Below are 12,461 nucleotides of genomic sequence, written 5' to 3' on the forward strand. Positions count from 1 at the left end.
GGCGGCCGTTGTCCCCAGGATCACTAGAGGGCCAAAGGGTGTGCGAAAATGATCTTCCTTCGCACACCCGGCGGCCGTTGTCCCCAGGATCACTAGAAGATGTTTCGGCTCGTCAGGTGCCGGCGGGTCTGGCACTCTGGGCAGTGGACCCGTCGGCCGTTGACCGACGGTAGGCCACGGGCTGTGGGAACCGGTAGCCGATGAGCATGACCTTGACGGGCGGGTTCGCGATGAACCACCGGTCGCGGCGGCCGTCGGGGCGGGCACCGGTCGCCGTGCCCGTGGCCGTCGGCCGTGGGAGACGAGAGGTCAGATCGGTGCCGCAGGACCCAGCGATCATTCAGCGCCAGATCGACGAGACTCGCGCGGAGCTGGCGGAGACCATCGACGCGATCGCTGACATCGTCAGCCCTCGCCGCGTCGCCGAGCGTGCGAGCGAGCAGGTACGGGCAAAGGTGGCCGAGTTGCGGGCCCGGGCCGGCCACGGCGGGGAGCCGCTCGAGCTCGCCGCCGACGGCCCCGCGCCGCCCGCGGCGCTGCCGGCCGCCTCCGGCGGGCCGGGAGTCCCGGGGCAGTCACCGGGTGGGCGCACGGTGCGGTGGGGCCGGGTGGCGCTCGCGGTCGGCGCGACCACGCTGCTCGTGGTGCGCACCACGCGGCGCCGCAGGCATCGCCGCGGCTGAGGCCGGGCAGGCAGCCCCGATGAGCCCGAACTTCCACGGCCACGTGCCACCCGGCCGCATTGTGCTGATCCGCCATGGCGAGACCGAGTGGAGCCGATCCGGCCGGCACACTGGGCGAACCGATATCGCCCTCACCCGGGAGGGCGAACGGCGGGCGGCATCGCTGCGCGGCGCACTGCGCGACCATCGCTTCGTCCTGGTCGCCACCAGCCCGCGCATGCGCGCGGGCCGCACCGCGGACCTCGCCGGTCTGCGGTCCCCGTCCCCTGGGGCTCCCCTGGCGACCGGCACGACGGGTGCGGGCGAGGCGGACGGACAAGGCCCTCCCGATCCGCGCGTCGCGGCCCGGGAGGTCTGGCCGGAGCTCGCCGAATGGGACTATGGCGATCTGGAGGGCCTGACCACGCCCCAGATCCGCGAGGATCAGCCGGGCTGGACGATCTGGAGCGGCCGAGTGCCAGGCGGCGAGAGCGCCGAGGCCGTGGCGGCGCGCGCCGACGCCGTGCTGGACCGCGTTCTGCCGCTGTTGCGCGACGGCGACGTCGCGCTCGTCGGCCACGGCCACTTCTCGCGGATGCTGATCGCGCGCTGGTTGGGTCTGGAACCGGCGCGCGGCGCGTCGTTCCTGCTGGAACCGGCGAGTATCTCCGTCCTCGCGCACGAGCGGGAGACCAGGGTGCTCGGTGGGCTGAACCTGCGCCCGACGCCCGACCAGCCGGTCGCCGCGGCCGGCCCCGGCGCCGCCTCGGCCGAGCCCGCTGGCCGGGTACAGGCCACCGCGATCTGAGCCGCCGGCGGCGAGACGGAACCGGGCCCGAGGACGGCCTCGGCCGCCACGGCGGCCGAGGCTCGCGCCCGCCGGTCGACCGCGGGCGGCCGGGCCGTGAGAGCCGACCGGTGGGGTCATCAACCGGCCGCGGCCTTACAGGTCTCCCCGTCGCCGTAGCGCGGTCAGCGCGATGATGCCGGGAATCACCGGCAGCCAGTAGCCGATCAGCCGGTAGACCAGCACGGCGGCCACCATCGCGGCGGCCGGGCCGCCGGCCGCGGTGAGGCCGATGGCGAGTGCCGGCTCGATCGCGCCGACATTGCCGGCCGTCGGCGCCGCGCCGGCGACCGCCGAGCCGACCAGGTAGACCGCGGCCACCGAGAGCACGGAGACCTGGCCGCCGAACGCCCGCTCGCTGGCGGTGAGCGCGATCACCTGCGCGACCTTCGTGCCCGCGAGCGAGGTGGTCAGCACGGCGGTCCTGCCGGGGGAGTGGGCCAGTGCCCGCACATGCGCGAGGAACGTCGCGGCCGGTGCGCGCAGCCGGTCGCGCACCCCGCGGCGGGTGAGCACCAGTCCCAGCGCCGAGAGGACCGCCGCGACGGCGATGCATGTCGGCCCTATCCCGATGCTGGCGAGCGTGTCGCGCAGGGGCCCGGTCAGCGAGCCGGTGATGCGCGAGTCGCCCAGCAGCACCGCGACGAGCGCGAGCGCGGCCAGGTGCACCAGGCCGCAGACCACCCGGAGCGACGCGATCGTGGCGAGGCCCGCCGAGCGGGCGAGCCCGCGGCGTTCCAGGAAACGCAGGTTGACGGCGATCGCGCCGAGCCCGGCCGGGATGATCCGGTTCGCCGCGGCCGCGGCGCACTGGACCGCGGTCGACACCCGAACGCCCAGTGGCAGTCCGCTGCCAGCCCGCAGCGCGACGCCGTTCGTGACGTAGTAGAGCACCGCCCCGAACCCGCACAGCAGGAGCCAGGGCCAGTTGGGCGTCGGCACATCGGCCAGCTGCTTCTCGACGTCGGCTCGGAACCGGAAGGCGAGCAGCGCCAGCGGCACGCCGAGGATCACGCCGAGGATCAGCGTGCGCCGCCGCGGCATCCGCAGCGCGGGCCGCAGCCGTGCCGAGAGATCGACGTCGCACGCATCCAGGACGCGCGCCCGCGCGCTCTTCGGCGCGGTGAGCCGCCGGGGCATCGGTAGCGTCGCCGTGCCACCCGCGCCCGCCCCGGCCACCGCGGGGCTGCCCAACGCGCCCGCGATCGCCAGGACCGGCCGGGCAGGCGCGCCGGCGAGCATCGGTATCGCCGGGGAGCCGTGGAACACCGGGATGGCGGCCGGCCCGGCGGGCGCCGCGAATGCGGGCTGCCGGGGGAGCAGGCGGACGGTGAGCTGGCCGGAGAACGCCGCGCGCGCCGGCCGGGCGCCGCGCGCGCCGCGTGACCGCCTGGCCGAACGGCCCGCGTCCTCGCGCGGTCCACGGCTGGCGGCTGGCGGTCCCGCCGGTGGCGCGGGACGCGCCGTCTCCCCGGTCTGTCCCTCTGCCATCAGCGCCGGAGTCTCGATGACGGGCTCCCCTCGGCCAGATAACGGTAGGCGGAGACGGTCCGGTTACTATCCGGTTCCGGCCAGCTCCGCCCGTCTCATTGTGCGCACGGCCGTGCGCGCTCGGCTATTCCTGTCCCGGACCTGCTGAATCACGACCTCCCAGATCGGCTTCGCCGATCCGGCAGGGACCCCGTCCGTCGATCCAGCAGGAACCCCGGCCGCGCGGGTTCGCCCTCGTCGGCGAGCACTGGCGTGTCCGAATTGCCGGTCACCTTGGTCGATGCAGCGTCATTGTGGGTGCGCTATGCGACCGATCGCCCTCTTGGCGGGTGTCCGACCGTGGTCGGACGGGAGAAGTGTCGGTGTGAACGGCATCGGACGATGCCAGGCGGTCATGACCTACTGTGACATTAGCCCCCGGGGCCGGGGAGGCTTTCGGTGGCGGGGCCGCCACGGCAGTGTGGGCTCTGATGGAAGGAGCCAGCCATGGCTGAACTACTCGACCTGACGGTAAGTACTCTTGGTGGCGAGGACACCACGTTCGGTGCGCTCGCCGACGGCCGTGTCGCGCTCGTGGTCAACGTTGCCAGCCGCTGCGGACTTACACCTCAGTACGCCGGGCTTGAGGCGCTGCACGAGGAACTGGCTGAGCGGGGGTTCACCGTGCTCGGCTTCCCGTGCAACCAGTTCATGGGCCAGGAGCCCGGCACCTCCGAGGAGATCGCTCAGTTCTGCTCGGCGACCTACGGGGTGACCTTCCCGCTGGCCTCGAAGATCGAGGTGAACGGCCCGGGACGCCACCCCGTCTACGACGTGCTGACCCAGACCGCTGACGCCGAGGGCAACGCGGGCGACATCGCGTGGAACTTCGAGAAGTTCGTGGTCGGTCCCGACGGGACGGTGCTCGCCAGGTTCCGCCCGGGCGTCGAACCGGCCGACCCGGAGCTGCGGGCCACCCTCGAGAAGGCGCTGGCCGCCTAGAGGGCCGAAGGAGGTGCGAAAATGCTCTTCGTTCGCGCCTCCGGAGGCCCCTGTCTCCAGAAGCCCTAGAGGGCCGAAGGAGGTGCGAAAATGCTCTTCGTTCGCGCCTCCGGAGGCGCCTGTCTCCAGAAGCACTGAGCGGTCCGACCGCCGGGCGGGTCTCGGCGGTTGCACCCGGTGCCGGGGCCTCGAGGCCCCGGCACCGGGTGGCCGCCGCCTAGATGACGTCAATGCCGTCGAGGATCGGGTCGCGCCGCGACATCCACTCCGGGGTGATGTCGTCGGGTACGGGTGGCCCGAGGCGGCGGGCCGTCGGGTCGTTCGGGCGGCCGGTGACCGGGTCCACGCTGTCGGTGTGGATCGACCGGTGCGGTGGGGGCGGCGCCGAGATCGAGCGGCTCTGGCCGCGGGGCGGCCCGGCCTGCGGGCGCAGCCGCGGATCGATCGATCCCGGCAGGCCGCCCGCGGCGCCGACACCCCCGAACGAGCCGGCTCCGCCGCCTGGCTGAGCGGATGGCACCGGACCGGGCGGGCCACCTGGCCTGGCGGGCCGGCCCTGCGGGTCGGTGGGGTAAGGGGGGTCCGGCCGCCCCTGCTCAGGACGGGGCGGGTATGGCGTGAGCCGCTCCCCCCGGCCTTGGCCGGGCTGGCCGGGCGCGTCCTGGTGAGGCCACGCGCCGCCGGGGGCGCCTGGGCCGGCCGACGCACTTCCCGGGTACCCGGGCCGGGTGGCGGGTCGTGGCCCGGACTGGCTCGGCGCCATCGACTGGCCGGGGACCCTCGGCTGGCCGGGCGCGCCAGGCGGCGCGGACAGCCCGGGCAGGCTGGTACCCGGAGGTGGGGGTGGCGTGCTCGGCGGCGACGGGATACCGGGGGGCAGGTGCCCGCCCTGCTGGTGGAGCGGCGGCGGCGTGCTGGTCTGGTATCCCGTGGGCCGCGGGGAGGGGCGGTTCGGCCCGGCGGGCAGCTGCCCGCCGGCAGGCTGACCTGGCGGCTGGAGCCGCGCCGGGGGCATGCCGGCTGACGGCTGCCGTGGCTGGGCGACCGGCGGCTCGTAGCGCGGCTGCGCGCCGGTGCTCCCGTCGCGGCCTGGCTGGAACGGCGCCTCGTCAGTGGGGGGTGGCGGGAAGACCGGTACGGCGCCAGTCATCCCCGGGGGAGGCAGGATCGGATGCGCGCCGGTCATTCCGGGCGGTCGGAAGCTGAGACCAGCGGCCGTCGTCCCTGGCGGGGGGAACGCCGGGTTGGCACTGGCCGCTGCCTCCGGCGGCGGGAACGCCGGATAGCTCTCGCCCGGCGGCGGGATGTGCGGCATCGGCCCTGTCGGTGCGGGAGCGGGCGCGCCGCGGTCGGGGCCGCCTGGCCGCGCGGTGATCGGCGGCGGCGCTGACGGCGGGGGTGAGGACGGCGGTGGTGGCGTGGTGGGCGGTGGGGACGCCGGTGACGGAGTGTGCCGGGAGGCCGCCGGGATCAGGACGCCCCGGCCTTCGGTCGCCGACGACGGGGCGCCGACGGGGCGGGGCGCGGGAGGCTCGGGCAACGTTCCCGGCATGAGGCGGCCATCGGGCGCCACGACGGGCTGCCCTCCAGAGGTTCCCGCCGGATCTGCGCCAGGGTTCCTGCCAGGCTGGCGAAGCCCGGGGTCCCTGCCGGATTGGCGAAGCCAATCTGGGAGGTCTGCTGGGAGGTCTGCTGGGAGGTTTGCGGTGTGGGAGCTCTGCTGGGCGGCCGGCACCGGAATCGGCGCGGCGCCGCGCGTGGCCGGCTGGGGGTGTGCCTCGATCCCCGCCGGGGCGGCGAAGTGCGCCCCGGACTGTGGCTGCGCACCGGTGGTCGCGAACGCGCCTGTGGTGGCGAACGCGCCGGTGGTGGCGGCGGGGCGGGAGCGCCGCGTCGTGTCGGGAAGCGGGCGGGGGGCGGCGACCTCCTGGTCGACCGCGCGCAGCTCGGGGGGCAGGCCCGTCACGGCGAGGACGGATGCGCATGGCCAGAGGCGATCGCAGCCGAGGCAGACCTCGAACTCGTTTGGCTGGTGGAGGTCGATGAGCGCGAGCAGGGACCGGATGTGCTCGATCGTGCGTGGCCCGGCGAGCACCGGACCGCTCTTGATCATGTCAAGTTCCGAGCACAGCCGACCGAAGTAGCGCTCGACGTCGGAAACGTCCTGATCCTCCATCATTGTCAAGCATGCACCATCGAGCGGAGCGCCGCGCGAGCGGCACCCCGCGAACCCGGGCAGGGATCATGAGCCACCGCGCCGGCGCACCAGGCGGCGGCGCGGCGCTCTCGCCTACCGATGCCGGGCATTGTCATCCATGCCGGACGCCGGGCGGCGAGCCCCGTGAGGCATCCCGCGGGTGTTCCCCTGCGCGGCCGCGGCCGGGGCCCGCATGACGGGACCGTCGTCTCACGCGCGCTCGGGCCGGACCTCGTCGCCGCGGCGCACCTGCCGCATGAGGCCCTCCTGCAGGCGGGCGAACTCCTCGATGTACGGGCTGTCCGCCGGGTTCGGCGCGCCTGGCATCTCCTTGCCGGGCTGGCCGCGGTCGAATGCCGGCTCGAACCCGGCGTACGGGCCGCCGCCGGGCAGCCGGTCCGGCTGGCCGCCGTCGAAGGACGGGTAGTGGCCACCGCCCTGGCCGGAGGGCGCGCCGCGGTCTGCCGGCGCCTCGTAGGCCGGGTAGTTCGGCATACCGGTCGGCGGCGGAGTACTCGGCCGCTCGGGCGCGCCGTCGAACGACGGGTAGTGCGCGCCGCCGCCCTGCGAAGGGGCCCGCTCCGTGCCGCCGTCATAGCCAAACGGGGAGGAGCCGTTGCTCGAGGGCGCGGGGCTGATCGACAGCGGCGCGGAGCGCAGCGCGTCGGCGCCCGCGCCCGCGTCCTGCTCCGGCGACAGGAAACCGTCGGTCTGCGGGAAGATCCGCGCCGACAGGCTGACCGACATCGGGTCGCTGCCGTAGGTGATCACGTCGACCTGGTCGTCCGGGCCGATGCCGCCGTTGCGGGCAAGGTCGACGAACCGGAACAGATCTGCCCAGCGCAGGCCGTCCAGGTCCACACTGATCCGCAGTGCCATGCTGTGCCCCGTCCCGTGAGCAGTCGTCATGCCGACGGGCCGCCTGTTCGCGCGACCGCCCGCCCGCGCCGGGCCGCCTAGCAGGCCCGTCGCCCGCGGGTGCTTGCCCGCGCCCCGATGTGGAAGTGTCCAACTCCGGGTGATGGGCGGCAGCTTATACCGCGTTGGGTAGGTGTTCCTCATCCGGGGAGCTTCAGCGCCCCGTTCAGGGGGTGTGTACCGCCTGTGGCGGCGCTTCCTGGGAGCGCGAGGAGATGTGGGTCATAGGGGACGGCGGATGGAAGGGCCCGCTAGGGGTAATGTCGCGCGGGTGACGAGTCTTTCCGGCGGTGTAAACGGCATCGGCGGCATGGCCGGCGTCGACATGCGCGCCGGTTCGCTGCCGATCAGACTGCTACATGATCGTGTTCTTGTTGAGCCGCGGGAGGACTCGGTCGACCGGCGGTCGAAGGCTGGCATCGTCATCCCAGCGACCGCGCAGATGGGTAAGCGTCTGTCCTGGGCTGATGTCGTCGCCGTCGGGACGGCCGTGCGCACCATCCAGATCGGTGACCGCGTGCTCTTCGACCCCGAGGACCGCGCCGAGGTCGAGCTCCACGGCTCGACCTATGTGCTCATGCGCGAGCGCGACATCCACGCCGTGGCCGCCGAGCGCCTGGATGACGGTCTTACCGGCCTCTATCTCTAGGCCCGGGTCCCTCTAGGCCCGGCTCCAGGCCCGGCCGCTGCCTTCAGGCCGATATCTACAGCTCTCTCCAGATCGCCGACCTCGCCGACAGGTCGCTGGGCGTCCACGATGTGGCCGGAAAGACACCGATAGGACCACCGCGGAATTGGCCCGCGGCGGGCCCGTCCCGTATCCTTCGCACCGGCTTTGATGATCGAGGCGGGCGACGGCGGCCCGAGGCCCGCCGTCGCCGGTCACGGCTGGCGAGAACGGCCTCGCCGGTCTCGCTCGGGCGGTACAGGCACGGGGAAATGTGGACATGCGGCGCCGGGACGCTCCCGCGCCGATGGCATTGCGTATTGTGACCAACCGATCCCGTTCAGATACGAGGCCTGGTGGGTATCGAGGCCTGTCGTGGACGGCGGGAACCCGCGAGCCCGGGCCGTCGGGCCTGGCCGCGGGGGCGCCTGAGTGGGAGGGCGACGGTGCCGGCGGGCGGGGCGGATAGACCGCCCGCCGGCCGGCATGACGGCTGGCGAGGAGGGGACGGGTCGGCCCGCCTCGCCGGTACCCGGAAGTCAGTGGAAGGCCGACCCCTTGGACTGGAGGGAAGGAGAGGCATGGCTCGCGACTTCGACGCCAGGCGTGGTGCCGACGCGGACGATGATGATCTTCAGGAGCAGAGCCTGGAGGCGTTGAAGGCGCAGCGCGTTGGCGCCGCGGCCGACCTGGGCGACGACGTGGACGCCCTGGAGACTGAACTGGATCTGCCTGACGCCGAGGTGCGCGATGAGGAGCTCGCCCTGCGCGTGCTGCCGCGGCAGGCCGACGAGTTCACCTGCACGAGCTGCTTCCTCATACACCACCGCAGCCAGCTGGCGGACGCTCGCCGTACGGTCTGCTCGGACTGCGCGGCCTGATCGACCCGCGGCCTCGCGGGTTCGCGATAGCGGCGCGGCCTCTGGCCGGTGCCGCCTGACAGGCCTCCGGCTCCGCGTGGCCTTGTCGTGGCAGCGTCGTGGCCGCGCACCTTCCAGCCTGGCCAGCCGGTAGAGGAAGGTGTCCGTCGGCGACACGTGCTCGCGACAGAGAGTGAAACTCCAGCTACCGTACGGTGGGAGCTGGGGGTGATGGCGTGCCGGGCGATGGGAAGGGCGCGGGCGTGAGGTCCGCCGGCGCGGAGCACGTCCGGACCGGCATCGCGGCCCGCGCCGGCCACGGTGGTGGTGACGCGGCCGGCGGCGGCCCGCCGCCGCTGCGCGGCCAGCTCTCCCCGCCCGCGCTGCCGGTGCCATTCGTGCCCCGCCCGCGGCTGTGGGAGATCCTCGACCAGGGCGCCGGGCGGGCGCTGACCGTCGTGCGCGGCCCGGCGGGCAGCGGCAAGACGACGCTGGTCGCCTCCTGGTACCTCGCGCGCCGGGACACGCTTCCGATCGTCTGGTTGCGTGTCGACCCGGCCGCCAGCCCCGCGTGGGGGACTCGGCCGGACCCGGCGGCCTCGGTGGACACCGCCTCGGGAGGTGCCCCTCCTGGCGAGGCCGCGGCCGGCGACCTCCTTCCCACTCACGTCATGCCCGTCGACACGGCGCCCGCCACCGGCTCGCCCAGCGGTGCGGCGCACCTGCCGGGACACGCCGAGCGGGAACGGGGCCTCGCGCGGCCGGCCACGTCCCGTGCCAGCTGGCCGGAGCCCGCCGGCCGTCCCTGGCCGCCCGCCGCCAGACCATCGTTGTGGGAGCACCTGCTCGTCGCGCTGGCGAGCCATCCCGAGACCGCTCTGGACGAGGGGCTCAGCGAGCTGTGCCCGCCACCGCCGGGTGCCTCGGCGGACCGCTTCTGCCGCGACCTGGCCGATGTCCTGTCGCGCGGGCGCCCAGCACCGTTGGTCCTGATCATCGACGATCTCGGGCTGGTCCGCGACGAGGCCGACATCGCCGGCCTGCACCTGCTCGCCGGTGAACTGACGGGCGCGCGGCTGGTGCTGTGCGGCCGCCGGATACCGGTCGCCACCCATCGAGCACGAGCGGCGGGCCAGCTCACCGAGATCGGTCCCGACCTGCTCGCGTTCGACTCCGAGGAGACCGCCCGGCTGCTCGCTGCGCTGCGCGCACCGGCCGCCGCCGGCACCGCCCTGCTGTCCGTCACCGAAGGCTGGGCCGCGGGGCTCCGGCTGGCCGCCGCGGGCCTGGCGTCGAGGCCGGGTCCGGCCGGCTACGCGGCCGGCTTCCGGGCGGCCGGGGCTGGGCCAGTGGGTGACGCGCCCGGCCCCACGGAGGCAGGAGATCACGGCGGCGCGCACACGGCGGACGGTGGGCAGGGCAGGCTGGCATATCCAGCGCTGCCATCCGGAGCGTTCGCGCCTGTCGCGGAGTATCTGCGAGCTGAGGCGCTCGCCGCCCTGCCCGCGCCGGTGCGCCCGCTGCTGCTGCGCACCAGCGTGCTCGACCAGGTGTGCGGCCCGCTGGCGGAGGCGGTCGTCGCGGAGCGCGGCGGTGGGGACCGGCTGCTCGCCGAGCTCGCCGCCGGTGACATCCTCGCGACGCAGCTGACGCTCCCGCCCACGCCCGACACCGAGATGGCCGAGCCGGCCGAGTCCACGGATCTCGCCGCGGCGGCACCGTGGTTCCGTTACCACCAGCTGCTGCGCGGCATGCTGCGAGAGGCGCTGCGCAGGGACCCGACCGAGGATGAGGCCGAGCTCAACCTGCGTGCCGCGCTCTGGTACGCGGCGAACCGCCGGCTCGTCGACGCGGCCCGGCACGCGCGGCGCGCCGGCGACTGGCGCTACCTCGCCTGCCTGGTCGCTCGCGGCACGGTGCCGCTCATCCTGCAGGGCGACCTGCCGGAGCTGGCCGCGCTGGTGACCGGTTACCCGGACCGGGCCGCCGCGCTTGGCCCCGAGTGTGCGACGGTCGCCGCGCTTGCCCGGGTGCTCACGGGGGACGTCGTGGTGGCCGGTGAGCACCTGGACCGGGCGCGGGCAGGGGCGAGCGCGGGCCCGGCGGCTGTCCCCGCGGCCGCGGCCTGGGCGGGGCGACCCGGCCACGAGCGGGCGGGCGACGGCGCGGCCGGCGCGGTGCGGCGGTCGTTGCTGATGGCGATCGAGGCCGTGGAGCTGCGCCGCGCGGAGCTGGCCGGCGACGTCGACGCCATGATGGCCGCGGCGCGCCGGGCGCTGCGGACGAGGCCAGCGCCGCCGCCCGGGCCGGCCGACGGCCTGCCCGACGGGCTGCGCCCGCTCGCCCTGTGTTCTCGCGGCCGCGCCGAGCTGTGGCGCGGCCGGCTCGAGACTGCCGAAGACGCGCTGCGCACGGCACTCGCCGAGGCACGCCGGACCCGGCTGGGTGGCGCCACGGCGAGCTGCCTAGGCGCTCTCGCCCTCGGATCCGCGCTGCGTGGGCGGCTGCGCCTGGCGGAGGAGACCGCCGCCGCTGCACTCGCGGCCATGGGTGGGTCACTCGGCGTCGCGCCGAGCGCGTCAGGTTCGTCTCGCGGAGACGACTGGTGGGCCGTCGGCCCGTCCCGGCCGGCGTGGACCGCCCGCGAGGACCAGACGGGACCGGAGGGCCGCGCGGCCCCGGGAGGCACCGAGCCGGGTGAGCCGAGCGCCGTGCCTGTGCCCACATCCCCGCCGCCTTCGTCCAGTTCGTCCTCGCCTGCGCCGTCCCCGCCCGAGCCGTCCGCGGTTGCCCGAGCCGCGCGCGACGCCGGCGAGTGGGCCCCGCCGCCGCGCGCGCGGGAGCCGGGCGGCCTGGACGCGCGAGGCCACGAGGAGCGCGACCCCGGCTGGCGCGACCTGGGGCAGGTGGCCTGGCTCGCGGGCTCGCCCGCGCCGGTCGGGGCCGTCGAGGCTCTGCTGGCGCTCGCGGTCGTCGCCGGCTACCGGGGAGACGCCGAGCGCGGGCTTGCCTGGGTGGACCAGGCCGCTCGCGCCGCCGGCCCTGGCCAGGCTGGCCAGCTGCCGGATCTGGCGAACGTTCTGCGCGCGTGGCTTCACCTGGGTCGGCGTGGAGCCGACGACCTGCGGGCGGCCCGGCGCGCGCTGGGCGCGGTCCCGACCCGCGAGGGGCCGGCGTTGCTGCTGGCGCTGCGCGAGGCCGCGCAGGCCGACCTGCTGGTGGCCGGCGGCAACCCGGACGCGGCACTGCGGCTGCTGGAGCGCGACGAGGCGGCTGGGCGGCGGGACGGCTCGGCCGCGCGGCTCGCCAGGGGCCGTGCCCAGCTGGCCCAGGGCGACGCCGCGGCCGCGGCGCTCACGGTCGCCCCGCTGCTGCGCGCCGACGGCGGGGGCGTCGCGAGTGTGGTCGGGGCCTGCGCCGTCAGCGCGCTCGCGGCGGCCCGCCGTGGAGACGGGGCGCAGGCCGGCGGCCTGCTCGCGCGAGCGTTCGCGCTCGCCCAGGACGAGCCGCTGGTGCGCCCCCTTCTCGAGCTGGGCCCCGAGGTCGTAGCGTTGACCGAGGCGCACCCGGGCCTGTCGGACGCGGCGCCCGAACTGGTCGCCGCGCTGCGGGCGGGGCTCGCCCGCGAGCCGCGGCGCCGGCCGGCGGAACCGGTGGTGGCCGCCGGGCGCGCGCAGCCCGCGGGCCGCCCGCGCTCGGTAGCGGTGCCCGCCGCTCGCCGGGCGCCGGGCGTCGCCAGCGGCAGCGGCGGTGGCGCGCCCGCGTCGCCGCGTCTGCCCGAGGCCACCGCGCGTGGCGGGGGGAGGCCCGGCGCCAGCGGCGTGGAGCCCGGCCGTTC

Annotated in this window: 9 protein-coding genes; 6 read left to right on the forward strand and 3 right to left on the reverse strand. The window is 75.5% G+C overall.

Features of this window, described 5'->3' with window-relative positions; all coding sequences use genetic code 11:
• The first annotated feature begins 317 nt into the window (after positions 1-317).
• Together BCD48_RS37015 and BCD48_RS37020 are read left to right on the forward strand one after the other, a co-directional pair.
• Positions 318-683, forward strand: coding sequence for a DUF3618 domain-containing protein (locus BCD48_RS37015; RefSeq protein ID WP_071053063.1), 366 nt, complete (start codon positions 318-320; stop codon positions 681-683).
• A 19-nt stretch (positions 684-702) separates the two neighbouring features.
• Positions 703-1,470: a histidine phosphatase family protein gene (locus BCD48_RS37020; RefSeq protein WP_071053064.1), complete on the forward strand. Its 768-nt coding sequence runs from the start codon at positions 703-705 to the stop codon at positions 1,468-1,470.
• Positions 1,471-1,605: 135 nt separating this feature from the next.
• Here BCD48_RS37020 and BCD48_RS37025 read toward each other — a convergent pair whose 3' ends face one another.
• The gene (locus tag BCD48_RS37025; RefSeq protein WP_083419774.1) at positions 1,606-3,000 is read right to left on the reverse strand and encodes a lysylphosphatidylglycerol synthase transmembrane domain-containing protein; all 1,395 of its coding nucleotides are present in this window, start codon (positions 2,998-3,000) and stop codon (positions 1,606-1,608) included.
• A 486-nt stretch (positions 3,001-3,486) separates the two neighbouring features.
• Between BCD48_RS37025 and BCD48_RS37030 the strand changes: the two genes are divergently transcribed.
• Positions 3,487-3,981, forward strand: coding sequence for a glutathione peroxidase (locus BCD48_RS37030; protein ID WP_071053065.1), 495 nt, complete (start codon positions 3,487-3,489; stop codon positions 3,979-3,981).
• Positions 3,982-4,198: 217 nt separating this feature from the next.
• Here the strand turns inward: BCD48_RS37030 and BCD48_RS37035 are convergent, their stop codons facing one another.
• Together BCD48_RS37035 and BCD48_RS37040 are read right to left on the reverse strand one after the other, a co-directional pair.
• The gene (locus tag BCD48_RS37035) at positions 4,199-6,166 is read right to left on the reverse strand and encodes a hypothetical protein (RefSeq protein WP_131804176.1); all 1,968 of its coding nucleotides are present in this window, start codon (positions 6,164-6,166) and stop codon (positions 4,199-4,201) included.
• Positions 6,167-6,388: 222 nt separating this feature from the next.
• Positions 6,389-7,057, reverse strand: coding sequence for a hypothetical protein (locus tag BCD48_RS37040; protein ID WP_071053067.1), 669 nt, complete (start codon positions 7,055-7,057; stop codon positions 6,389-6,391).
• A gap of 277 nt (positions 7,058-7,334) precedes the next feature.
• Between BCD48_RS37040 and BCD48_RS37045 the strand changes: the two genes are divergently transcribed.
• From BCD48_RS37045 to BCD48_RS37055, 3 genes are all read left to right on the forward strand, one after another.
• A complete protein-coding gene (locus tag BCD48_RS37045; protein WP_397428717.1) occupies positions 7,335-7,745 on the forward strand; it encodes a GroES family chaperonin in 411 nt (136 codons plus the stop codon).
• A gap of 599 nt (positions 7,746-8,344) precedes the next feature.
• A complete protein-coding gene (locus tag BCD48_RS37050) occupies positions 8,345-8,644 on the forward strand; it encodes a DUF4193 family protein (RefSeq protein WP_071053069.1) in 300 nt (99 codons plus the stop codon).
• A 215-nt stretch (positions 8,645-8,859) separates the two neighbouring features.
• The coding region (locus BCD48_RS37055) for a winged helix-turn-helix domain-containing protein (protein WP_131804177.1) at positions 8,860-12,461 on the forward strand (3,602 nt) is incomplete at its 3' end.

The organism is Pseudofrankia coriaricola, from assembly GCF_001854805.1.
In the GTDB taxonomy this organism is placed as follows: Bacteria; Actinomycetota; Actinomycetes; order Frankiales; family Frankiaceae; genus Pseudofrankia.

What these genes read in the sequence shown, in the direction of transcription:
- BCD48_RS37040 (WP_071053067.1), bottom strand. Translation starts at nt 7,057, where the DNA reads ATGGCACTGCGGATCAGTGTGGACCTGGACGGCCTGCGCTGGGCAGAT.
- BCD48_RS37025 (WP_083419774.1), bottom strand. Translation starts at nt 3,000, where the DNA reads ATGGCAGAGGGACAGACCGGGGAGACGGCGCGTCCCGCGCCACCGGCG.
- BCD48_RS37030 (WP_071053065.1), top strand. Translation starts at nt 3,487, where the DNA reads ATGGCTGAACTACTCGACCTGACGGTAAGTACTCTTGGTGGCGAGGAC.
- BCD48_RS37045 (WP_397428717.1), top strand. Translation starts at nt 7,335, where the DNA reads ATGGAAGGGCCCGCTAGGGGTAATGTCGCGCGGGTGACGAGTCTTTCC.
- BCD48_RS37020 (WP_071053064.1), top strand. Translation starts at nt 703, where the DNA reads ATGAGCCCGAACTTCCACGGCCACGTGCCACCCGGCCGCATTGTGCTG.
- BCD48_RS37050 (WP_071053069.1), top strand. Translation starts at nt 8,345, where the DNA reads ATGGCTCGCGACTTCGACGCCAGGCGTGGTGCCGACGCGGACGATGAT.